This is a genomic window from Gordonia sp. McavH-238-E, assembly GCF_022348225.1.
Taxonomy (GTDB): Bacteria; Actinomycetota; Actinomycetes; order Mycobacteriales; family Mycobacteriaceae; genus Gordonia; species Gordonia terrae.
The window spans coordinates 62,068-85,694 of record NZ_JAKRFE010000005.1 but is presented as its reverse complement, the minus strand read 5'-3'; the positions used below and the strand labels follow the sequence as shown (position 1 = coordinate 85,694).

Below are 23,627 nucleotides of genomic sequence, written 5' to 3'. Positions count from 1 at the left end.
ACGTCTGTTGTGCAGCCGTTTTCAACGTTGGGAGTCGCGCTAGATGACCGAGCCGGAACGCTACGAGTACGACGTCGTTGTCATCGGTGCGGGCGGTGCCGGGTTGCGTGCGGTCATCGAGGCCCGCGAACGCGGATATTCGGTCGCCGTGGTGTGCAAGTCACTCTTCGGCAAGGCCCACACGGTCATGGCGGAGGGCGGGTGCGCCGCGTCGATGGGCAACGCCAACTCGAAGGACAACTGGCAGACGCATTTTCAGGACACCATGCGTGGCGGCAAGTTCCTGAACAACTGGCGTATGGCCGAGTTGCACGCGAAGGAGGCTCCGGATCGGGTCTGGGAACTCGAAACCTACGGCGCCCTGTTCGATCGCACCGACGACGGCCGGATATCGCAGCGCAACTTCGGCGGTCACACCTATCCGCGGCTCGCGCATGTCGGCGACCGCACCGGGTTGGAACTGATCCGGACGATGCAACAGAAGATCGTCTCGCTTCAGCAGGAGGACTTCGCGGCCACCGGCGACTACGAATCGCGCATCAAGGTATTCGCCGAATGCACCATCACCGATCTCCTGAAGGACGGCGACGCCATCGCCGGCGCGTTCGGGTACTGGCGTGAGTCCGGTCGCTTCATCCTGTTCGAGGCGCCGGCGGTGGTCGTGGCGACGGGAGGCATCGGCAAATCGTTCAAGGTGACCTCCAATTCGTGGGAGTACACCGGCGACGGCCACGCGCTCGCCCTCCGGGCCGGAGCGAGCCTGATCAACATGGAGTTCGTCCAGTTCCATCCGACCGGGATGGTCTGGCCGCCCAGCGTCAAGGGCATCCTGGTGACCGAGGGTGTTCGCGGCGATGGCGGCGTCCTCAAGAACACCGACGGCAAGCGTTTCATGTTCGACTACATCCCACCGGTTTTCAAAGGTCAGTACGCCGAGACCGAGGAGGAGGCCGACGAGTGGCTGGCCGACAACGACAGTGCGCGTCGGACCCCGGACCTGTTGCCCCGCGACGAGGTCGCCCGGGCGATCAACGAGGAGGTCAAGGCCGGACGCGGCACCGAACACGGCGGTGTCTACCTCGACATCGCGTCGCGGATGCCCGCCGAGGAGATCATGCGCCGGCTGCCGTCGATGCATCATCAGTTCAAAGAACTCGCCGACGTCGACATCACGGCCGAGCCGATGGAGGTCGGGCCCACGTGTCACTACGTGATGGGCGGAATCGAGGTCGACCCGGACACGGCCGCCTCGCGGGTCCCGGGGCTGTTCGCGGCGGGTGAGTGCTCGGGAGGGATGCACGGCTCCAACCGATTGGGCGGCAACTCACTCTCCGACCTGCTGGTCTTCGGGCGACGGGCCGGACTCGGTGCGGCGGCGTACGTCGAATCACTGACGACGCGGCCCACCGTCTCCGCTGCCGACATCGAGCGGGCGGCGACATCGGCTCTGGCGCCCTTCGATCCGCCGGCCGAGGGCAAACCGGAGAACCCGTACACCCTGCACACCGACCTCCAACAGGCCATGAACGATCTGGTCGGGATCATCCGGAAGGAGGCCGAGATGCAGGAGGCGCTCGACGTCCTGGCAGATCTGCGAAACCGATTGGGCGGCATGCAGGTCGAAGGGCACCGGCAGTTCAACCCGGGCTGGCATCTCGCCATCGACCTGCGCAACATGCTGCTGGTCTGTGAATGCGTCGCTAAGGCCGCGCTCATGCGCACGGAGAGCCGTGGCGGGCACACCCGCGACGATCACCCGTCGATGGACTCGAACTGGCGTAACGCTTTGTTGGTCTGCACCGCCGAGCTCGACGGGGACGGCCCGGTGCCGGAGGTGAGCGTGGTGCGGACGGAACAGACCCCCATGCGTCCGGACCTGTTGGAGCTGTTCGAGTTCCCGGAGATAGAGAAGTATTACACCGCAGCCGAGATCGCCGGGCACCCCGGCGCCGGGGGCGAGCGAGCCGAAGGGCACTCGGAGGACTGACATGGGATACGACGCGAAGTTCCGGATCTGGCGTGGGGACACCGACGCCGGTGGTCTCGAGGACTACACGGTGGCTGTCAACGAGGGTGAGGTGGTGCTCGACATCATCCATCGACTGCAGGCGACGCAGGCACCCGACCTGGCGGTGCGGTGGAACTGCAAAGCGGGCAAATGCGGTTCGTGCTCGGCCGAGGTCAACGGTCGCCCGAAGTTGCTGTGTATGACCCGGATGTCCACCTTCACCGAAGACGAGGTCGTCACGGTGACCCCGATGCGTACCTTCCCCGTCATCCGCGACCTGGTCACCGATGTCTCGTTCAACTACGCGAAAGCGCGGGAGATCCAGTCCTTCACGCCCCCTGAGGGTCTCGGGCCGGGGGAGTATCGGATGAAGCAGGTCGACGTGCAGCGCTCGCAGGAGTTCCGCAAGTGCATCGAGTGTTTCCTGTGCCAGGACACCTGCCACGTCGTGCGCGATCACGAGGAGAACAAGCAGAACTTCGCCGGTCCGCGCTACCTCATGCGCGTCGCCGAACTCGACATGCATCCCCTCGACGTCGCCGAGCGCCGCGACACGGCCCGAACCGAGCACGGACTGGGCCTCTGCAACATCACCAAATGCTGCACCGATGTCTGTCCCGAGCAGATCAAGATCACCGACAACGCGCTGATCCCGATGAAGGAACGCGTCGCCGACCGACACTATGATCCGCTGGTGTGGTTGGGTAACAAGCTGTTTCGACGGCACTGACTGCGCGTCGGGACGTTGTGCGCCTCAGCCGGCGTACCCCAGGCGACGGGATACGGTGAGCGCGCCATCCACCAGCGCGGCGGCCATCTCGTCCTGGCGTTCATCGGACAGATCCGCAGACAACCCGCCGATGCTCAACGCCGCCACCACATTTCCCTTGCGGTCTCGGATGCACGCGCCCAGTGCGGCGACACCGGGTGTCACGTCGCCGACACTGATGGAGTAGCCGCGTCTGCGTGTTTCGGCGAGCGTCGCCCGCAACTCCTCTTCGGTGATCTCGTCGCCGGCCGGGGTGAGCATCGGTCGCGACTCGAGAACCTGGGGGAGGGCGGTCTCCTCGAGTTCGGCCAACAGGGCCACCGGTGCTCCGCCGAGGTAGAGCGGTAACGACCGCCCGACCGAGAGAACCATCACCCGGATGGGCTGGCTGCTCTCGATCATGTCGAGGCACACCGCCCGCGCGCCGTCGGGGACCAGTAGGTACACGTGCTCGTCGAATCGGGCCGCGAGCTCGGACATCACGTGACTGGCCTCGGTGCGCAGGTCGAAGCTGCCCAGCACGGCGGAAGCGAGCTCGAAGACGCGCAACGTGAGTCGGTAGTCGGCGGAGCGGGTGCGCTCGACCCAGCCGGCGACCTCGAGGGTGTTGAGAATCCGGTACATCGTCGTGCGACTGTGCCCGCACTTCGTCATCAGCTCCGCCAGGGACAGCTCGGCGCGATCGCCTTTGAAGGCTTCGAGGACATCGATCGCCTTCACGATCGACGCGATGTGGTTCTTCGGGTCGAGTTCCATTGATCGCGCGGGTGTCATGGCTGCTGTCTCCTTCTGTGATGCGAAGCGGGCTTTGGGATCTCACTCCAGGACGACATGTCCGCCGAACGGTTCACGCCGACCCGGTGCATGTCTTCGATCTGCGTGGCCGAACACACCGAGGCCATGGTGTGATGGTTGACACAGACCACCGGACATGCAATTGTTCCGTATGGCGCACACGTTATCCGGATTCCGGACACCGAGTCAAGCCCCGAAACCCGCGAGCATCGACTCCGCTTCCACGGTCACACGGGTGGTCATGCCGATCGACGGCCCCGCCCGAGTCCTGTGTGGAGAAGGCGGCTCTGAGTCGACGTACGAGATCCCGGGGTGGGACGTCCTACGGACTTTTGTCGATCGATTCGCCCCTGATGTCGCGGTCGACCTGTCCACCCGGTTCGCCGCGACAATTGCCGAGTGGGAAGCCAACCCCACCAGAGTCACCTACGGCGTCGTCGGGGGCCGAGACGTCTTGGTGGGGCTGTCCTATCAGACCTCGCCGGAAGAAGTGCTCGCCGCTGTCTGGCGCGGATTGTGTGTGTCGCTTGCCCGCGCGCTGCGGGACAACGGTGTCGACGGACCGGTCCGGCTCGAGTCGGGTCATCCGGGCGCCGACGTACTGGCTGATCGATTGAGTCGCTTGGGTATCCGTGTCCAGGGCGTCCACACACCCGTCGACGCGGAACTTCGGCTGGGCATCGACGCACTCGTCCGCGCGGTTGCCGATACCGCACAGGAGGCGTCCCGGTGACCCGTTCGGTCGTGATCGGTATCGACAAAGGCACCAGTTCGCTCAAGACGATCGCCGTCGATCTCGCCACCGGAGAGCTCGTCGCCGAATGCGGTGCTCGGACCCCGAGTGTCTACCCGACCGCGGGCCGGCACGAGGAGGACCCCGAACGGACCTGGGCGACAGTCGCAGGCACGATCCGGGCGGTCGTTGACGCGCTCGGCGCGGGGACGTCCATCGCAGGCGTCGGGGTGACCGGTCACATGGGTGGACTGTGGACCGTCGGCCCTGACGGCGCGCCCGTCGGCCACGCGATCTGCTGGCCCGACGCCCGCGCGACCGGCGTTCTCGACGCAGTACGCGACCGCGGCCACCTCGACGCCTTGTTCGAGATCAGCGGGAACGCTCTCATTCCGGGAACCCCATATCCCTTGCTGGCGTGGATGAAGCGCGCCGAGCCGGAGCGGTACGCGAGGATCCGGCACTTCTTCATGGCCAAGGACTACGTGAACTACCGGCTCACCGGAGTCGTGGCGACCGAGGAGTCCGACCTGTCGTTCGCACCCTGCGACTTCCGCAATCGCCGCAAGGCGGAGGAGTTCTTCACCGCCTTCGGCATCGAGGAGATGTCTCCGCGACTGCCCGAGGTCGGCGTCAGCACCGACCTCCTGGGGACCGTGACCGCCGCGGCGTCGGCCGAGACCGGGCTCCCGGTGGGGACCCCGGTGTCTGCGGGCACCGGAGATGCCACGGCCAACATGATCGGGATCGGCGCCGCCGACGACGGCCAGGCTGTCACCACCATCGGTACGAGCCTCATGAACGGCACCTCCACGGATCATCCGCTGCTCGAACCCGCCGGAATCGGTTTCGGCTTCCTCATGCCGGAGAATCGATGGCAACGCCAGATCACCAATTCCGGAGGCGGCACCCTGTGCCTCGACTGGGTGATCAACACCTTCTGCCCGGCAGAGGTGGAGCGCATGGCGCGCGGCGCCACCACGCTCGGCGATGTGGTGCGCGACTTCGCCCGCCAGACCGAGCCGGGAAGTCGTGGGCTCGTGTTTCATCCGTATCTCAACACCGCGGGCGCGACAGCTCCGTTCCTCGATGTCAACGCGCGCGGCAGCTTTGTCGACTTCCGCCCGGACACGTCGTCGGCAGAACTCGTCCGGGCCGTCATGGAGGGCACGGCTCTCTCGGTGCGGGACTGTTACGACGCCATGCCCGTACGCATCGACGAGATCCGCCTGACCGGCGGTGGGGCCCGCAGTGTCGAGTGGAGCCAGATCATCGCCGATGTGCTGCAGAAGACCATCGTGGCACCCGATGTCCCCGAGTCGGGGGCGCTGGGGGCGGCGATGCTCGCCGCGGTTGCCACCGGGCAGTACGCCGACCTCGACGCCGCAACCGCGCAACTGGTACGGCCGGGGCGCGTCCACGAACCCGACCCCGAGACAGCGAGTACCTACGACGAGGCCTTCGCCATCTACCGGGCCGTCCTCGCACCGCTGCGTGACGTCTGGGCCGCGACGGCCGCGACCGACCGCCTCATCCCGGCCTGACCGGCCGACCCACCGCACGACACACGCGAAACGGAGAACTCGTGCCCGTCATCAGAACCGTGCTCGGCGACATCGCCCCCGAAAGCCTGGGAGTGACCCTGTGTCATGAGCACCTCTTCACCAACCCGCCGAAGTGGGCGCAGGACAAGGACCCCGACATGGTGCTCGACCGTGTCGACGCGGCGATCGGTGAGGTGACCGACTTCGACAGCCTGGGCGGGGGCGCACTCGTCGAGATGACCACCGCCGACTACGGACGACGCGGCGACGGCCTGCTGGCCGTCGCCCGGGCCACGCCCGTCCACATCATCAGCGCCAGCGGCTATCAGAAGGGCATCTACTATCCCGAGTCGGTCGCCACCGAGTCGGTGGAGGAGATCGCCGCCCGGTTCGCGGCCGACGTGACGGCCGGTGTCGACGGCACGTCGGCGCGGGCCGGCGTGATCAAGTTCGGGACCTGTCGCACCGATGAGATCCGCGCGGACGAGCGCAAGGTCCAGAAGGCCGTTGCGCGAGCACACCTCGAGACAGGCGCGCCGATTTCCACCCACTGTCAGGCCGGAACGCTGGGTGACCTGCAGGCGAACGGTTTCGCCGACCTCGGCGTCGATCCCGATCACGTCCTGATCGGTCACCTCGACCGCAACCTCGACTACGACTACCTCCGCAAGGTCGCGAAGACCGGGGTGTGGCTCGGATTCGACCATTGGACCAAACCCAAATACCCGTCCGACGACCTCCGGGTCGACCACATCCGGCGTCTGGCCGACGAGGGCTTCACCAAGATCATGGTGTCCGGTGATCTGGGCCGGCCGTCGTATCAACCCCACCATGGCGGCACGCCGGGCTTCGCGGGACTGCTCAAGCAGATTCGCGACCGGCTCCCCGCCGACATCGCCGAGCGTGTCTTCGTGCAGAACCCGCGGACGTTCTTCGCGTTCACACCGCGCGAGGGGGTGGCATGATCTCCACCGCACCGGCTTCCGCGGGCGGCGTCGGAGCCCCGGTGACGACACACGGCGTGCTCTTCGACCTGGACGGGACCCTCATCGACTCCCGGTACGCGATCATCGAGGCCTACCGCGCAACATTCGAGAACGAACTCGGACAACCGCTGCCCGACGAACTCGAGGATCCGAGCGCCATCATGGCACCTCGGCCCCCCGAGATCTTCGCGCGATTCTCTGACCGCGATCCGCTGGAACTCGAACGCGCGTACGGCACGCATTACACGTCGGGCGCCTTCCGGCGCGTGGCGGCCTACCCGGAGCTGCGTGAGACCCTCGCCGCTCTCGCCGAGCGCGGCATCACCGTGGGCATCGTCACCAACAAGCGAATGAGCCGCGTGCGCAAGGATTTCCACCATCTCGGCATCGACGAGAAGTCGTTCGCGACCATCGTGACCGCCGACGACACCACCGAACGCAAACCGCACCCCGCCCCGGTGCTGCTCGGACTCGAGCGGGCCGGACTCGACCCGGCGCACACCTGGTACGTCGGGGACGGCCCGCAGGACATCCGCTCCGGCGCCGCCGCCGGCACCCGCACGATGGGCGCCGCCTATGGCTACTACGGAACCGACACCCTCGCCGGTCACCGACCCGACCATCTCCTCGACACGCTGAGCGAACTCCTGCACCACATCTAGCGAACCGACCACACATACGGTCCCGCACCACACCCGGTGGCGCGGTACCGCTCGCTGCCCCGAAATCCCTCCGGCGCAGAACCCTTCATCGATCCGCCCACCCCCGGAGAGTGGGCACTCTCACGAACGGATGTCGTCATGACCCAACTACTCCCTGCCCGAAATCGGGCGCTGACCACTGTCGCCGAGGTCGATGACCTCGTCGACTCCGAGGACATAAGGACCCGCAGGCACAAGCTCATGCTTGTTCTCGGTCTCGCCGGCATCGCCTTCGAGGCGTACTTCCTGGCGGTCTTGAGTTCGGGCACGGCCCCGATGAGCGAACAGCTCAACCTCGACGCGAACGGCGTCGGGCTGGTCAGCGCATACGGCTACGTCGCCACCCTGATAGCCGCGGCGACCTGCGGCCTGCTCGCCGACCGATACGGTCGGGTGAAGATCATGGTCGTCGCCAAGATCGTGGCGGTGATCGCCGCCCTGATGATGGCCGCCGCACCGAGTTTCGCGATGCTCGTCTTGGCCCGGTGCATCGCGGGCGCGGCCTACGGCGTCGACCTCGGCGTTGCGATGGCATACCTGTCGGAGAACCTGCCGAAGAAGCGCCAGTACCTGCTCAACTTCTGGCAGGCACAGTGGTACATCTCCACGGTCGTCGCCCTGGCGATCGTCCTGGGTCTCTACCACCTCGACGTGGGACTGAGCATCTGGCGCTGGGGCCTCGTCACCGCCGCGATCTTCGCCTTCGTCGTCGCCGTCGCACAGTGGGCCCTGATGCCCGATAGCCCGCGCTGGCTCGCCAAGAAGGACAGGCTCCCCGAGCTGACCAAGTCGTTGAAAGCCATGTACGGAATCGACGCCACATATCCCACCGGGCATCTCGACGCGGCCATCGAGGAACCACGGAAAGAGCGCCGTTTCACCGAACTCTTCAGCGTCCGCTTCCGTGCGCGGACCATCCTGGCCAACGTCGTCACCATGATGCAGGCCCTGCAGTACTACGCCGTGGCGTACTACCTGCCGGTCATCGCGCTGAGCCTGTTCGGTGAGAACTTCGGCGAGGCGACCTTCGGCTCCATCGTGTTCAACGTCTTCGGCATCGTCGGCGGTGTCGCCTCGATCTGGGTGGCATCCAAACTCGGTGCGAACGGCGCTGCGAAGTACGGATTCCTGGCGGTCGCCGCGATGATCCTGGTCCTCGGCGTCTTCTTCGACTCGCTCCCGATCCTCCTGGCGTTCATCGTCCCGGCCATGTTCATCTTCTTCCACTCCGCCGGACCCGGCGCATCCGGTCTGACCATGGCGGCGATGGCGTACCCGTCGGATCTGCGCGGTCGCGGCGGACAGCTGGCCACCATTTCGCAGAGCATCGGCGGCATCGTCGGTCTGTATGCGTTCCCGCGGATGTCGGAGGCGCTCGGGCTCTCGACCACCATCACGATCTTCGTCGCGGTGCCGTTGATCGGTGCGGCCATCTGCATGCTGATCCGCTGGGAGCCGTTCGACACGACTCACGACGCCAACGAGATCGCCGCCGCCGAGGGCGACATGACGGTACGGGAGGTGTACGGACGATGACCGGGGCACGTGTGACGATCCCCGGCTCGGTGGCGCTGATCACCGGTGGCGGACAGGGTCTGGGCCTCGCCATGGCGCGACGGTTGCGGGCCGACGGACACCAGGTGGTGATCGCCGACATCGACGCCGGACGTGCTGATCAGGCGGCCGCCGACGTCAGCGGGTCCGCGCTGGTCGTCGACGTCACCGACGACGAGTCCGTCCGCCGCGCGGTCGAGGCCGTGCGAGAGCGGTTCGGACGGCTCGACGTCCTGATCAACAATGCGGGTATCATTTCGCGGACCCAGGCCGAGGCAATCGATTCCGGCCGGTGGCAGGCCGAACTCGACGTCCACCTCGGCGGCACCATGCGGTGCAGCCGGGAGGCCTTCGTCCTCCTCCGCGAGGCGCCCAACGCGTCGATCATCAATCTCGCCTCGGTGGGTTCGACATTCGGTCTACCCGGACGATTGGCGTACACCGCCGCGAAGTCCGGCGTCCTGGGTGTCACACGCACACTCGCGGCCGAATGGGGACCGCACGGGATCCGGGTCAACGCGGTGGCCCCCGGATACATCGACACCGGGATGATGCGGACGGGTCTCGACACCGGAACCCTCGATGAGAAGCGACTGATAGATCGAACACCGATGCGCCGGTTCGGTTCTCCCGACGAGGTGGCTGCAGCCACCTCCTTCCTCGCGTCGACGGACGCGTCGTTCGTCACCGGCACCGTGCTCCGGGTCGACGGCGGGATCACCATCGACGGCACATTCCACTCGGCCGACGCCGAGATGACCAGAGAGGGCACCTGACACATGCTCGTAGACAACGACATCGATCGCCCGTCGACCGCGCAACTGGCCGACACCGCGTTCCGGCTGAGGTCGGCGATGATGCGAATGGCAGCGGACAAAGGCGAGGGATACATCGCTCAGGGGCTCGGGATCGCCGACCTGCTCGCGGTCATCTACTTCCGGCAGTTGCGTTTCGACGCCACTGATCCGGACTCGCCCTCCCGGGACCGGTTCCTGATGTCCACCGGGCACTACTCGATCGCGCTCTATGCGGTGCTCGCCGAACTGGGCATCCTGACCGAGGAGCAGATCGCGGACTACGGACTCAACGGCAGCGAACTGCCGATGAGTACTTTCGACGAGACGCCCGGAGTCGAGATCACCGGTGGCTCACTGGGACACGGTCTCGGGCAGGGTGTCGGGATGGCGCTCGGGCTCCGCCTCGACGGTGGGGATCAGAAGATCATCGTGGAACTCTCCGACGGTGAGCTGCAGGAGGGGTCGACCTGGGAGTCGGCGATGTCGGCCGCCAGTTTCGGTCTCGGCTCTCTCACCGCCGTGGTGGACTGCAACGGAATCCAGGCCGACGGTCCGATCGTGCTCGACATGGAACCGATCGCGGCCAAATGGGCCGCCTTCGGGTGGGCGGTCGAGGAGGTCGACGGCAACGACATCGAGGCTCTCGTCCGGGCGTTCGATGCGCTGGCAGCCGCGCCGGCAGACGTCCCGCGCGTGCTGATCGCCCGGACGACTCCCGGGACCGGCGTGCCCACCCTGGTCGCCCGGGAACGGGCACATTTCGTCCGCGTCCACGACACCGAGTGGACCGGACTCATCGCCGAACTGGAGGAAAATCGTGGCTGAGCTCAGAAACCGTGCCGGCGGCATGGGTGAGATCGCCGACGTCGAGGGACCCTACGAGCGGGCGCCTTTCGGTACCGAACTCGCCGAACTCGGTGCCCGCGACGAGCGGATCGTCGGACTGAGTGCCGACATGTCGAAGTATTCCGACATCATCCCGTTCCGGGATCGCTTCCCGGAGCGCTACTTCAACGCCGGCATGGCCGAGCAGAACGCGGTGATGATGGCCGCGGGATTGGCGAAGGTCGGCAAGATCGCTTTCTGCGCGACCTACGCGGCATTCCTCACCCGCCGGGCCCTCGACTTCATCGCCGTGTCATGCGCCCACAGCAAGGCCGACGTGAAGATCGTCGCCGGTTCGCCGGGGCTCGTAAATCCCTATGGCGCAACACACCAGTCCCTCGAGGACCTGGTCGTGATGCGGTCCATCCCCGATCTGACGGTCATCGATCCGTGCGACGCGGTGGAACTCCGTCACGTCATCCGCGCTGCCGCGGCCACGCCGGGTACCTTCTACATCCGCAACTTGCGCGGCAAGGTCCCCGTCGTGTTCGACGAGGACGACTTCGAGTTCGAGATCGGCCGCGCACGGATGCTGCGGCCGGGCCGTGATGTCGCGGTCATCGGAACCGGATTCATGACCGCGCGTGCGCTGAAAGCCGCGGTGTCGGCGGAAGCGGCCGGGGTGTCGACGGCCGTTCTGCACGTGCCGACCATCAAGCCCCTCGACACCGACGCAATCGCCGCGGTGGCCGCGGACGTCGGCCGGATCGTGACAGTCGAGAACGGCTTGCGCTCGGGCGGTCTGGGCAGCGCGGTCGTCGAGACACTGGCCGACCGGGGGATCGCGGTTCCGGTGACCAGGATCGGGCTGAAAGATCGCTTCCACCCCTGCGGTTCCCAGGGTTACAACGAGGCCCTGTTCGGTCTCGACGAGACGGCGATCACGCACGCGGTGATCACCGGGAACTGGCCGCACGCATGAGCGCTCTGCTGGACGGGATCGGTGTCGCCCGCGCCGCCCGTCGGTTCGCGGCACCGCAACAGTATCTGCAGGGCCCAGGGGTTCTCGACGACGTCGGTGGGGTGGTGGCCGAGATCGGGGGAGCGCCGATCGTCGTCATCGACGCCGACATCTCGGGACTGTTCGGGGCGCGTATCGAGGCGTCGCTCGCCGCTGCCGAACTACGGGCCCAGGTGATCCCGGTGGCCGGACCGGTGACGCGCGGCGTCATCGCCGACACCCTGACGCGTGTGTCAGCCGGGCAGGGCGACGTGGTGGTCGGCATCGGGGGAGGCAAGGCGCTCGACATCGCCAAGGGCGTGGCCGAGACCGTCGGACGGCCGATGGTCTCGGTCCCCACGGTCGCGTCGAATGACGGCCCCACCGCCAGTGTGTTCGCGCTCTACGACGAGTTCGGACGGCTGTCGGAACTCGGTCGTCTGCCCGCGAATCCGGCCGCGGTCGTCGTCGACACAGAGGTGATCGCGAAGGCCCCGATCCGATTTCTGGTATCGGGCATCGGGGACGCGCTGGCCAAGAAGTACGAGGCCCGCTCGTGTGCGCGGGGGCGCGGTGTCACCACGCAGGGCACCCGTCCGCTGATCATCGGCGAGGTGGTCGCCGACGGATGTTCACGAGTCCTGTTGCGCGATGGCGAGGTCGCGGTGCGCGATGCACTCGCGCACCAGGTCACCCCCGAGCTCGAGGCGGTCGTCGAGGCGGTGATCCTGTTGTCGGGCATCGGTTACGAGAACGGCGGCCTGTCGATCGCGCACTGTATGACGCGAGGACTGCAGGTCGGTCGTGGGTCGTCGGCGCACCTGCACGGCTACCACGTCGCCTACGGGTTGCTCGTCCATCTGGCGCTCGAGGACGATCCCGAGGTCGACCGCGACGAGATCCGCCGCTTCCTCCGTGCCCTCGGTCTCCCGACCTCGCTGGCCGATCTGGACATGGGCGAACCGTCGAACGCCGAGATCGAGGCCCTGGCCGTCGCCGCGGCGTCGGCGCCGCACGTCGCGAACACCTGGGTCGACGCATCGGTCCCCAGTATCATCGCGGCCATCGAACAGGTGGAGAAAGAGGCGGCGATCGATGGTGACTGACCACGGCCCGGACCCGGACATCGACAGCGCCCGGAGTCCGGTGCCGCCCGCGGCCGAATTCACCTTCTCCGCACTCAGTCCGGCCACGTTCCTGGATCGAGCCGCTGCGGTATTCGCCGGACGAATCGCGGTGATCGACGGGTCACGTTCCTTCACCTACACCGAGTTCCACGATCGGGTGCAGCGGTTGACCGCGGTGATCGAACAGCTCGGTGTAGGTCCCGGTGACCATGTCGCCGCGTTGTGTGCGAACTCGCACGTGATGCTCGAACTGCACAGTGCTGCGCCCGCTCACGGATCTGTCCTTGTGCCGTTGAACGTCCGGCTCTCCGAACCGGAGCTGACCTACATCCTGGAACACAGTGGCGCGTCGGTTCTCGTCTCGACGGTCGAGTTCGCCGATCGCGCACAAGCAGTCGGCGAAGCAGTCGGGATCCGGGTGGTGATCGGTGGGTCGGCCGACGGCTCGGACGAGTACGAGCGTCTGCTCGCAGACGCGGGCGCGCCGGTTCGTCGGGACACCGACGAACGGGGTCTGCTCGCGATCAACTACACCTCCGGGACGACGGGACGCCCGAAAGGCGTGATGTACCACCATCGGGGCGCGTATCTGCAGTCCGTGGCGATGGCCCACCACTCCGGGCTCGGTCCGGGGTCGAAGTATCTCTGGACGCTGCCGATGTTCCACTGCGACGGTTGGTGTTTCACCTGGGCCGTCGTCGCCGCCGGTGGCACGAGTGTCTGCCTGCGCAGCATCGACACCGGACTCATCTGGCGTCACCTCGTCGACGACGACGTGACCCATTTCAGCGCGGCACCCACGGTCCTCACCATGATCGCCGAAGATCCGTCGGCGGCTCGGCTCGATCCAGTCGTCCAGGCCGCAACGGGAGGTGCACCGCCATCGCCTGCCCTCCTCGCCCGGATGGCCGGGTTGGGCATCGAGATCACCCACCTCTACGGGATGACCGAGACCTTCGGCCCGATCGTCGTGAACCAGTGGCAGCCGGAGTGGGATGACGCCACGGACGAGGTGCGCGCCGTACGCAAGGCGCGACAGGGGATCGGAAACATCGTGGCAGGGCGTGTCCGAGTCGTGTCCGACGAAGGAGGCGATGTCGCGGCCGATGGCGAGACCATCGGCGAGTTGGTGGTGCGCGGCAACAACGTCATGCTCGGCTACTACCGCGATCCCGAGGCCACTGCCGCGGCAACCCTGGACGGTTGGCTGCGGACCGGTGATCTCGCGGTGATGCATCCGGACGGGTACGTCGAGATCCGCGACCGTAGTAAGGACGTCATCATCTCCGGCGGCGAGAACATCGCGTCGGTCGAGGTGGAGCGGGTGCTCGACAGCCATCCCGACGTCGTCGAATCGGCGGTCGTCGGCCGTCCGGATGAACGATGGGGCGAGGTGCCGATCGCCTATGTCAGCGTGCGCGCCGGAGCGAGCCTGACCGCTGAGGGTCTCGTCGAGTTCGCGCGCAAGACGCTCGCCCGGTTCAAGGTGCCGAAAGAGATCGTGTTCGCGGAACTGCCGAAGACGTCGACGGGCAAGATCCAGAAGAACGTGCTCCGCGGTGGTGGGGCGTCCAGCTGACACAAAGCGTTCCGGTCATCCCAACGTAACGTTGCCAACAAGCACTGTTACGCTCGCCATTGACACTGTCAATCGTGGATAGGTACTCGCACCATGGCCGAACGGTCCTCTTGGGAAAACGACGATCTCAGCGCCCTGCGCGATCTGGCTCGCAGCTTCTGCGAGAAGGAGATCAAGCCGAACGCCGATAAGTTCATCGAGCAGCACCACGTGGACCGCGACCTGTGGAACAAGGCCGGCGAGCTGGGTCTTCTCTGCATGTCGATCCCGGAGGAGTACGGGGGCGGGGGCGGCAACTTTGCGCACGAGGCCGTCTTGATCGAGGAGCAGGCGCGCGTCGCCGACAGCTCGTGGGGCGTCAGCCTGCACAACGGCATCGTTGCGCATTACATCCTGGAGTACGGCTCCGAGGAGCAGAAGACCACGTGGCTGCCCAAGATGGCCAGCGGCGAGGCCGTCGGCGCCATCGCGATGACCGAGCCCGGTACGGGATCGGACCTGCAGAGCGTCAAGACCAAGGCGATCAAGCAGGGTGACGAGTACGTCATCGACGGCTCGAAGACGTTCATCACCAACGGAAGTCAGGCCGACATCATCATCGTCGTCGCCAAGACCGACGTGTCCGAGGGCGCCAAGGGCATCTCGCTCATCCTCGTCGAGGCGGACCGCGAGGGCTTCCGTCGCGGCCGGGTGCTCGACAAGGTCGGCCAGCGCGGGCAGGACACCTCGGAGCTGTTCTTCGACGGTGTGCGCGTTCCCACCTCGAATCTGCTCGGCACCGAGGAGGGGCAGGGCTTCATCCAGCTGATGCAGCAGCTCCCGCAGGAACGTCTGATCATCGCCGTGGCGTCGGTGGCGGGAATGGAGAAGGCGGTTTCGGAGACCATCGCCTACACCAAGGACCGCACGGCCTTCGGCCGGCCGATCTTCAGCTTCCAGAACACCAAGTTCAAACTCGCGGAGGCGGCCACCGAGACCCGGATCGGCCGGGTCTTCGTCGACGACTGCATCACCAAGCACATCAAGGGCGAACTCGACATCCCCACCGTGGCGATGGCCAAGTGGTGGACCAGCGACCGCGCCATGGTGGTCGCCGACGAATGCCTCCAGCTGTTCGGCGGCTACGGCTACATGAACGAATACCCGATCGCTCGCCTGTGGGCCGACAATCGTGTGCAGAAGATCTACGCCGGCACCAACGAGATCATGAAGGAGATCATCGCGCGGACACTGTGACGATGTGTCGACTCCCGACTCGGCGACGGCCCCGGTGACCCGCTCACCGGGGCTGTCGCCGTCCCGGTGGTCCCCGGAGTGATCAAGTCGATGATTCATTAGCGGGCTGAACGGCTATACGGGGAGCCGGGGGTACGGCCGAAGCATTTCCAGAGGGGAGCCAGAACTGACGATGTCACAGCGACCATCGCGTCTCTCGACCACTGCAGAGCAACCGTGACTCCGCATGACGACGTGCCGGTCAACGGTCGAACCAGGCACTACGGCGACTTCTACGGCGTCACCGAGACCCCGCTGGCCGACGACAGGCAGCTACTGCTGGTCTGGGGAAACTGCCAGGCCGAGGCGTTGCGGATCGTCCTGTCCGGTTCGCCCGACCTCTCGTTTCGTACCGTCCGCGTCCCACCGGTCCACGAACTCGAGTCCTCCGACGTCGACCACGTCGAACGCCTCGTCCGTCGAGCCGCGGTGATCGTCTCCCAGCCGGTGCGCGCCGGTTACCGGGGACTCCCGATCGGTGGACCGGACCTGGTCGACCTGGCACCGTCGGCGAGGGTCATCGTGTGGCCGGTCATCCGCTATGGCGGGTTGTATCCGTTCCAGGTCATCGCGCGACATCCCGCGCAGCCGTCCGCGGTACCCGCTGCTGTGCCGTATCACGATCTGCGAACGGTCCTGGCCGTGCGGGACGGACGTAGATTGTTCGACGAATGGGATGTCCACGTCACGGGCGAACACCTCCGAGAAGCGGCGCGCTGGAGTGTGGAACAGCTCGCGATGCGCGAACGCCGCCAGTGCGACATCGCGATTTCCGACATCTTGCTCGACGCCGGGGCGGACGCCGCCCACACGATCAACCATCCCGGCAACCGGGTGTTGCTGACCCTCGGCTGCCGAATCCTCGACGTACTGGGCGCGTCGGCACCGGTCCCGCCGACGCGGGAGCTGCTCGGCAACATTCGCGCGCCGCTGGAACAACGGGTGATCGATGCGCTCGACATAGACGCATCCGCGCGGATCGCCTGGGACGTCGACGGGTCCGCGTTGACTGAGGAGGCCGTCCACCGTAGCCAGATGCAGTGGTACGCGGATCATCCCGAGTTCATCGATGCCGTGTTGAGCCGCTACGTCGAGCTCATCGACATCCTGGGGCTGGCATGACGAGACCACTGGGACACCTCCTCGTCGGACCCCGGTCGCACGGTGTGGTGCGGTATGCGCAGTCGGTGTACGACGCGGTGACCGCCGAGGGCGGCCATCATCGGTTGGCGCATATGCGCACACTCTGCGCCGGCCTGCCGGCGGGACTGGCCGACTGTGCGCTCGTGCACCTGCATGTGACTGATCGTCTGTTCGGGCGCACGCCCCTGCAGGCGCGCGACAATCTGCTCGCGATGATCGCGGGTCTGCACCGACCGGTCTCGGTGACGCTGCACGACCTGCCCCAGCCATCGGACGGGCGGTCGATGCAGGCACGCATCGAGTTCTTCCGGTCGGTGGCCCGATCGGCGACCGGCGTGATCGTGTCGAGCCGTCACGAGGCGTCGCTGTTCTCCGAATTCGTCGACCCGACGATCGATGTCGAGGTCGTTCCGCTGATGATCGACTCCCGACGCGTCGACAAACCCTCGGCGACAGCGGAATCGACGGTGGGCGTGCTCGGCTACCTGTATCCCGGGAAGGGACATCTCGAGACCCTCCGGGCGATGTCCGGTCTCGATCCGTCAATCGGCTTCGTCGCACTCGGCACCCCGTCGCCCGGACACGAGGATCTGGCCGACGACCTGGCCAAGCTGGCGGCGGACATGGGTAGGCGGTGTGAGATCACCGGCTACCTGACCGACGACGAACTCCGGCGGGCGTCGGCCGAGGTCACGGTCCCCGTCGCCTATCACCGGCACATGTCGGCATCCGGCTCGATCAACTCCTGGATCTCCGCCGGGCGCAGGCCACTGGTCCCGCGCACCACCTACACCGAGGAACTCGCCGCGCGGTCCCCGGGCGTGCTGACGATGCACGCGAACGACGACGATGCGCTGCAGGCCGCCATCGAGCAAGCGTTCGCGCATCCTGCGGACACCTGGATCGATCCGTCCGTGGTTCCGTCGCCCACGGCCGTCGATGTCGGGCTGGAGCACGAGCGGCTGCTGCGGCGGTGGAGTGCGTGACGGTCGTCTGTCTCGGCGACGGCCGGATCGTCGTGCCCGACAACCGCTGGGACCTGATCGGTGACGCCTTGCCGACGCCGCTGGTGAGTGTCGTCATCCCGTATTACAACCAACCCCGTCAACTGGCGCTGGTCCTCGAGGCACTGACGGCCCAGACCTATCCGTCGGAGCGACTGGAGGTCGTCGTCGCCGACGACGGATCGACGCATCCACCGGACGTGAGCGCGTGGAGTTCCCGCCTCGACATCACCGCGGTGTCGCAGGAGGACAAGGGCTTTCGGGCGGCGGCGGCCCGCAATCTGGGCGTCGCGGCGTCGAGCGGCTCGGTCCTGTGTTTCCTCGACGCGGACACGGTTCCGACGCAGGACTACATCCGGCGCGCGACGAGGTTGCCCGCTTCAGCGCCCGACACCCTCGTGGTCGGACGGCGTAAGCATGCGGACCTGAGTGAGGTCGCTCCGGATTCGGTGGTCCGATGGCTCGCCGACCGGCAGCATCTCGAGCGTTCGCACGAGTGTGAACCCGAGTGGCTGGTCGACGCATACGACCGCACGGCCGATCTCCTGGACCCTGGCTGGGACGGCTACAAGTACCTCATCAGCGCCGTGATGAGTTGCAGCCGTGAGCTGTTCGACGACGTGGGGGGATTCGATCCGTCGTTCGTCCAATACGGGGGAGAGGACTGGGAGTTCGCGAACCGGGCCTTCATGATGGGCGCGGTGTTCGCGCACGAACCCGACGCCGTCGCCTGGCACGATGGTCCCGACTGGGCCGAGCGTCCGGTGTCAGAACGGATCTCGGAGAAGAACGCCGAAGCCCTGGCGCTCGCGCCACTCGTCACCGACCCGGCGGCCCGGACCGCCGGGCTCCTGTATTGCATCCCCGACATCGTCGTGGCGCTGTCGGTCGAGGGACACACCGCGGCGTCGCTGATGCGAACGGTCGGCAGCGTGCTGCGTGGGGCGGACGGTCGCAGCGTGGATGCGGCCATCTGGCTCGTCGGCGCACGTGCCGACGCTCTGCTCGCCCAGCTGGGGGTGCACGATTCGCGAATCCGGACCGGCGGCCCGGACGCATCGACGCTGTCGCGGTGCAGATTCGTCCTCGAGGTCACCGGGCCCGTGATCTTCTCGGGCGACTCGCTCGCGCGGCTCACCGGCGAGGTCGCGCCGGGGGAGTGTGGCCAGGTGACGGTGGACTTCGGCGGATCACCGTCGGCGTCGGTGACGATCGCGTCGTCGCGCGCACGCCACCGGGTCCGACGCTGGGAGGCGCACACCGACCTGGATAGGGACGAGCTTCTCGACCGGCTGTTCGGGGTTCGGACGGCGGACCACGGCGATGTCGGGATCGCCGTCGGCGACACTGAACCGATGTTGTCCTGGTGAGTGTCGAGTAGGACCTGGTCCATGAGCGCGACATGCTCTGGTGTGACTGGTGCCCCCGGTCAGACTCGAACTGACACTGGACGGGTTGTGAATCCGCTTTCCCGAGCGAATACCAACGTTCGACCGTAGACGAATGACAGTACCCGTCGGCACGGAGTGTCCATGCGCTGGTTGGTTCTGGATGTGACCGAGCGGTCCGTGTACGAGGACGTGCCCGTCCGAAGTGGCCCGGGCCAGTGGCCAGCGTGATGCATCTGATGCAGCATGCGGCACTCAAAGTGCCGAATGTCTGTGGTCGGCTGCCAGTCTAGCGCCCTTCCGTTGCGCGGCAGGGGATCTCGTGCCATCGCGCCCAGAACGCGCGGAGGCTCGATACCTTTGGGTAACTCTTCGTCAGGCTGTTTCGGCTTGCTTCTCGCCATCGATGAGGTCGACGGTGCCGATGATGTGTCGGCGCATGGCGTCGCGTGCTCGTTCGGCGTCATGGTTTGAGATGGCGTCGGCGATCTCGTCGTGATCGCATTGCCGTTGGGGGAGTGCGTCGGAGAGCGGATTGGCGATGCCGGCAGTGTTGATGAGGAAGTCGGACATGTCCCACATCCTCTGGCTGGTTTCCTCCATGATGCGGGAGTGGGCCATCGTATGGATGACGGCGTGGAACTCCCGGTTGTGGAGGCGATAACCGTGCGCGCGGGCGGTTGGGTCGTTCGAGCTGAGCAGAGCTTCTACTTCGGATGACACTCGGCGTAGTGCGTCCAGTTGGGCGTCGGTGCGCCGCGCTGCGGCAACCGCGGCGATGGTGCCTTCGAAGTCGCCGAAAAGGAGGTAGAAGTCCTCGACCTCGCGGTGGGTGTAGCTGAGGACTTCGATGCCGCTCTGCGGGATGATCGCGACGAGCCGGTCAGCGGCCAGGCGGCGCAGTGCATCCATGACCGGTTGTTTGCTGACGTCGAATTCGTGGCGAATCTGCTCGACGACGATCCGTTCGCCGGCTGCGTAGGTGCCCTCCAGAAGGCGGGTCTTGAGGACGTCGTAGAGAACGGTCGACAGGCGGGCGCCTGACAGTCGCGCAGCGGACGCAACGGCGGTGTCGTGTGAAGACATGGGCATAACGCAGATCACCTTTGCTCGAACGTTCAGTCGATGTGACGGTAGCGCCTCAAGAGTTCACGAGCCGCCCATGACCAGTGTGTCGGACAACTAGCATTCTAGCTACTTGTGGTCTCGATCACCATGAGCTACCGTCGTCTAGAACGCTAGCATTCCAGTTTTGGTGCTGCTGGTGTTCAGGAGTCCACTGCGCGAGGGCGTGGATGGGCACGCTCTGGCGGCCACCGTTGCGTTGTGCTTCGGGCTTCGAGTCGCTCCCTACATCGAAGGAGAAGCCATGCAATTCAGCATCGGGACCTGCGCCAAGATCGACCAGGTCGCCATGGTGCGGCAGGCCGAGGACTTGGGGGTCACCCATTTCGGCGTGGGAGAGGGGCCTCTGCTGTTCAGCGACCCGTACCAGTTCCTCGCACTGGCCTCGCAGCAAACATCGACGATCCAGCTCGGCACGATGGTGACCAACCCGCTGACGCGGATCGCGCCCGTAACCGCGAACTCGATGGCGACGTTGAATGCGCTGGCACCGGGACGCACGTTTCTGGGTATTGGTACGGCCAACAACGCGCTGCGGTCGATGGGCAATCGGCCGGCCAAGATCGCCGAGCTGTCGCACTCGATCGAGGTCTCGCGAGAGTTGATGGCCGGTCGTCGGGTGATGCATAAATGGCTCGGCCAAGAGCGTGAGGTCGAGTTACTCGACAAGGAGAGCGGCTTCTACAACGTCACCGACCACATTCCGATCTGGGTCGCCGCCGGCGGGCCCCGCGGCCTCGCCGAGGCCGCCAAGTACGCCGATGCCGTCGTCTACTGCCTGGGTCCCAACGTCGAGATGATCAAGCTGATCCGTAGCAAACTCGACAAGGCCGTCGCCGACGCCGGGCGCGCACCGGGATCGGTGAAACTGGTGTCGCTGTCGTGGTTCTATCAACTCGAGAACGGCGAGACGTGGGAAGACGGCGTCACCAACGGATTCGGATCCGGACCGATCAGCTCCTGCATCACCAATTCGGGTCTGATGAACGAACATCGCGATCAGCTCGGCGATTCGATCGTCGACGCATCGATCACCGCCGCCCAGCAATATCTGGGCGATCCCACCGCACCGGACCAACCCCACTATCTCGAGGTGTGGGCGAAGTACCTGCGGGGACTGGATCCGCGTCATCGTCCGATCATCACCAAGGAACTCGTCGACTACTGGTGCCTCTACGGCTCTCCATCTGAGCTGCGGGAGAAGAGCGCGTTGATGCTCGAGTCCGGCGTCGACGTCTTGCAGGTGTTCTTGTCCAATCCCTTCACTGCGGTCCGCGACATCGACAACATCGGCCGCTCCATCATCGCCCACGCCTGAAACAACGACTACGCCCCACCAGCGTTCACCAGCAACACATCCCATCAAGGAGACCCTTCCATGAGCATCGAACTCGACCCCCGCACCACCGCACTCATTGCAGTGCACCTACAAGGCGACGTCGTTGGACCCAAGGGGGCGTTCAGCGATTTCTTCTACAACCAGGTCGTCGAACGCAACGTCCTGGCGACCATCGCGTCGCTGGCCGAGTCTTTCCGCGCCGTCAACAGTCCGGTCGTCTACACCAGGGTTGCCTGGCAACCGGACTTCTCCGATCTGCAGGTCAATTCTCCGATCCTGGGAATCGTGTCGCAGTCGGGATGTCTCAAGGACGGCAGCGATCTCGCCGCGATCGTCGACGAAGTCGCCCCCACCGACACCGATGTCGTCGTCACCCACACCCGGGTCGGCGGCTTTCAGGACTCCGATCTCACCGACGTCCTCACCCAGCGCGGTATCGACACGGTCGTGTTCGCCGGTGTGGCCACCAACTTCTCGGTCGAAGGCACCGCGCGCACCGCCAGCGACCTGGGCTACCGCGTGATCATCGCCGAGGACGCGTGTTCGGCGGCCGACGAAGCCACCCATGCCGCCAGCATCGCCTCGCTGGGACTACTCGCCGAGATCACCACCACCGGGGAGATCGCAGCCGCGTTGTCCACGACCACCTCGCCAGCGTCGGCATAAGCACCCCCGACTTCCTCCACCGCCCTCGAAAGAGAACCGTCCATGACTGAAACCATGCTCGCCGCCCGACTGCACGACCACGACGCCCCGATGCGCATCGAGTCGCTACCCACACCCCAGCCCCGCGCCACTGATGTGGTCGTCCAGGTCAAGGCCTGCAACGTGGTTCCCAATCTGCGCAACGTGCTGGCCACCTACGCCGAGTGGTTCCCCTACCTTCCGCTGCCCCAACTGCCGGCGGTGTTCGGCCTCGATTCCGCTGGCGTGGTCACAGCGGTGGGAAGCCACGTCACCGACGTCAGCGTCGGCGACCGAGTCTATGTCAACCCCGGCTTGTCCTGCGGCGCGTGCCGAGTATGTCGCCAGGGGTCCGATCAGAACTGCGACAGCTACACCTTCATGGGCTACTTCGCCTTCGGGGAGCGGGGCCAGCACCTGTTCGACGCCTACCCCTACGGCGGCCTCGCCGAGTATCTTACTGCGCCACAACGTAATCTGGTCAAGCTGCCCGACTCGGTGTCATTCGAGGAAGGTGCCCGATTCGGCTATCTGTGCACCGCGTACGCCGCGCTGCGCAAAGCCGATATCGGCCCCGGCTCGACCGTTCTCATCGACGGAATCTCCGGCACCCTCGGTCTGGGAGCCTGCCTCAATGCCCTCGCCCTGGGCGCCACCCGCATCTTCGGCACCGGCCGCAACGCCGAACTGCTCGCCGACGTCCAGGCCATCGCCCCAGACCGCATCTTCGTCAGCAATGACCACACCGGCGGCGCACTCCGGGACTGGGTCCGTGAACACAACCACGGCGAGGGCGTGGACGCCGTCATCGACTGCCTGGGACCCGGCGCCCCGGTCACCTCATTCACCGAAGCGCTGACCACCCTGCGTCGCGGTGGCGTCGCTGTCGACATCGGCGGAATGATGGAACGCGTTCAGGTCGACATGTTCGCGATGATGTGTGCACAGCAAAGTCTGCTGGGCAGCCTCTGGTTCAGCACCGCCGAGGCGCAGGAGATGGCCGAGCTCGCCGGCGCCGGGCTACTCGACCTGTCGGTCCTCGAACATCATCCCTTCCCGCTCGAGAAGATCAACGAGGCGCTCGACGAGCTACCGGCCCGCCATGGGGGCTTCACCAACTTCATCAGCGTTCCCTAACCCACCCCGTCGTCACGGGCCCGACAGCGTCCCCAGTCTCTCCGACCTCCCACAGAGACTTGCATCACGACGAGTGCGCCCGTATCGTCACAACTAGACGGCTAGCATGCTAGT

At 66.1% G+C, this 23,627-nt stretch carries 21 protein-coding genes and 1 tRNA gene; 19 read left to right on the top strand and 3 right to left on the bottom strand.

The features are described from left to right. Positions 1–43: 43 nt before the first annotated feature. The gene (locus MHN80_RS08465; protein ID WP_239400909.1) at positions 44–1,987 is read left to right on the top strand and encodes a fumarate reductase/succinate dehydrogenase flavoprotein subunit; all 1,944 of its coding nucleotides are present in this window, start codon (positions 44–46) and stop codon (positions 1,985–1,987) included. Position 1,988: 1 nt separating this feature from the next. Beyond that, on the top strand, positions 1,989–2,738 hold the full coding sequence (locus tag MHN80_RS08460; RefSeq protein ID WP_239400907.1) for a succinate dehydrogenase/fumarate reductase iron-sulfur subunit: 750 nt from the start codon (positions 1,989–1,991) through the stop codon (positions 2,736–2,738). A 24-nt stretch (positions 2,739–2,762) separates the two neighbouring features. Here the strand turns inward: MHN80_RS08460 and MHN80_RS08455 are convergent, their stop codons facing one another. Further along, entirely contained in the window at positions 2,763–3,551 is a 789-nt protein-coding gene (locus MHN80_RS08455) for an IclR family transcriptional regulator (RefSeq protein ID WP_239400905.1), read from the bottom strand. 262 nt (positions 3,552–3,813) lie between these two features. On the opposite strand from MHN80_RS08455, the gene MHN80_RS08450 reads away from it, so the two are divergent. The 14 genes from MHN80_RS08450 to MHN80_RS08385 all read left to right on the top strand — a co-directional run bounded on the left by MHN80_RS08450 (position 3,814) and on the right by MHN80_RS08385 (position 19,210). Beyond that, a complete protein-coding gene (locus tag MHN80_RS08450; RefSeq protein ID WP_239400903.1) occupies positions 3,814–4,305 on the top strand; it encodes a hypothetical protein in 492 nt (163 codons plus the stop codon). Then, a complete protein-coding gene (locus MHN80_RS25805) occupies positions 4,302–5,849 on the top strand; it encodes an FGGY-family carbohydrate kinase (protein WP_239400901.1) in 1,548 nt (515 codons plus the stop codon). The genes MHN80_RS08450 and MHN80_RS25805 overlap by 4 nt, the downstream gene beginning before the upstream one ends. Before the next feature lie 41 nt (positions 5,850–5,890). Beyond that, the gene (locus MHN80_RS08440) at positions 5,891–6,814 is read left to right on the top strand and encodes a phosphotriesterase (protein ID WP_004019885.1); all 924 of its coding nucleotides are present in this window, start codon (positions 5,891–5,893) and stop codon (positions 6,812–6,814) included. Further along, on the top strand, positions 6,811–7,497 hold the full coding sequence (locus tag MHN80_RS08435) for an HAD family hydrolase (protein ID WP_239400899.1): 687 nt from the start codon (positions 6,811–6,813) through the stop codon (positions 7,495–7,497). Before MHN80_RS08440 ends, MHN80_RS08435 begins: the two co-directional genes overlap by 4 nt. A 138-nt stretch (positions 7,498–7,635) precedes the next feature. Further along, entirely contained in the window at positions 7,636–9,072 is a 1,437-nt protein-coding gene (locus MHN80_RS08430) for an MFS transporter (RefSeq protein ID WP_239400897.1), read from the top strand. After that, complete coding sequence (locus MHN80_RS08425; protein ID WP_239400895.1) at positions 9,069–9,866, top strand: SDR family NAD(P)-dependent oxidoreductase; 798 nt, start codon at positions 9,069–9,071, stop codon at positions 9,864–9,866. Before MHN80_RS08430 ends, MHN80_RS08425 begins: the two co-directional genes overlap by 4 nt. A gap of 3 nt (positions 9,867–9,869) precedes the next feature. Further along, complete coding sequence (locus tag MHN80_RS08420) at positions 9,870–10,712, top strand: transketolase (protein WP_058251821.1); 843 nt, start codon at positions 9,870–9,872, stop codon at positions 10,710–10,712. Beyond that, positions 10,705–11,694 carry a transketolase family protein gene (locus MHN80_RS08415; RefSeq protein ID WP_239400893.1) on the top strand — a complete coding sequence of 330 codons (990 nt, stop codon included), beginning with the start codon at positions 10,705–10,707 and terminating at the stop codon, positions 11,692–11,694. Before MHN80_RS08420 ends, MHN80_RS08415 begins: the two co-directional genes overlap by 8 nt. After that, on the top strand, positions 11,691–12,818 hold the full coding sequence (locus MHN80_RS08410) for a glycerol dehydrogenase (protein WP_239400891.1): 1,128 nt from the start codon (positions 11,691–11,693) through the stop codon (positions 12,816–12,818). Before MHN80_RS08415 ends, MHN80_RS08410 begins: the two co-directional genes overlap by 4 nt. Further along, positions 12,808–14,418: an AMP-binding protein gene (locus MHN80_RS08405; RefSeq protein ID WP_239400889.1), complete on the top strand. Its 1,611-nt coding sequence runs from the start codon at positions 12,808–12,810 to the stop codon at positions 14,416–14,418. The genes MHN80_RS08410 and MHN80_RS08405 overlap by 11 nt, the downstream gene beginning before the upstream one ends. A gap of 93 nt (positions 14,419–14,511) precedes the next feature. Then, positions 14,512–15,654 (top strand): acyl-CoA dehydrogenase family protein, encoded by a 1,143-nt coding sequence (locus tag MHN80_RS08400; protein ID WP_004019893.1) that lies wholly within the window; start codon positions 14,512–14,514, stop codon positions 15,652–15,654. 216 nt (positions 15,655–15,870) lie between these two features. Continuing rightward, entirely contained in the window at positions 15,871–16,815 is a 945-nt protein-coding gene (locus MHN80_RS08395; RefSeq protein ID WP_239400887.1) for a WcbI family polysaccharide biosynthesis putative acetyltransferase, read from the top strand. Continuing rightward, positions 16,812–17,822, top strand: coding sequence for a hypothetical protein (locus MHN80_RS08390; RefSeq protein ID WP_239400885.1), 1,011 nt, complete (start codon positions 16,812–16,814; stop codon positions 17,820–17,822). The genes MHN80_RS08395 and MHN80_RS08390 overlap by 4 nt, the downstream gene beginning before the upstream one ends. Next, positions 17,819–19,210 carry a glycosyltransferase gene (locus tag MHN80_RS08385; RefSeq protein ID WP_239400883.1) on the top strand — a complete coding sequence of 464 codons (1,392 nt, stop codon included), beginning with the start codon at positions 17,819–17,821 and terminating at the stop codon, positions 19,208–19,210. Before MHN80_RS08390 ends, MHN80_RS08385 begins: the two co-directional genes overlap by 4 nt. A gap of 47 nt (positions 19,211–19,257) precedes the next feature. On the opposite strand, the gene MHN80_RS08380 is transcribed toward MHN80_RS08385, so the two are convergent. Beyond that, a tRNA-OTHER gene (locus tag MHN80_RS08380) sits at positions 19,258–19,323 on the bottom strand. Positions 19,324–19,603: 280 nt separating this feature from the next. Then, on the bottom strand, positions 19,604–20,314 hold the full coding sequence (locus MHN80_RS08375; protein WP_239401206.1) for a GntR family transcriptional regulator: 711 nt from the start codon (positions 20,312–20,314) through the stop codon (positions 19,604–19,606). Positions 20,315–20,597: 283 nt separating this feature from the next. On the opposite strand from MHN80_RS08375, the gene MHN80_RS08370 reads away from it, so the two are divergent. From MHN80_RS08370 to MHN80_RS08360, 3 genes are all read left to right on the top strand, one after another. Continuing rightward, positions 20,598–21,671 (top strand): LLM class flavin-dependent oxidoreductase, encoded by a 1,074-nt coding sequence (locus MHN80_RS08370; RefSeq protein WP_239400881.1) that lies wholly within the window; start codon positions 20,598–20,600, stop codon positions 21,669–21,671. A gap of 66 nt (positions 21,672–21,737) precedes the next feature. After that, positions 21,738–22,358: a cysteine hydrolase family protein gene (locus MHN80_RS08365; protein WP_239401204.1), complete on the top strand. Its 621-nt coding sequence runs from the start codon at positions 21,738–21,740 to the stop codon at positions 22,356–22,358. 42 nt (positions 22,359–22,400) lie between these two features. Next, positions 22,401–23,513, top strand: a complete 1,113-nt coding sequence (locus tag MHN80_RS08360; protein WP_239400879.1) for an alcohol dehydrogenase catalytic domain-containing protein — start codon at positions 22,401–22,403, stop codon at positions 23,511–23,513. Positions 23,514–23,627 lie beyond the last annotated feature (114 nt).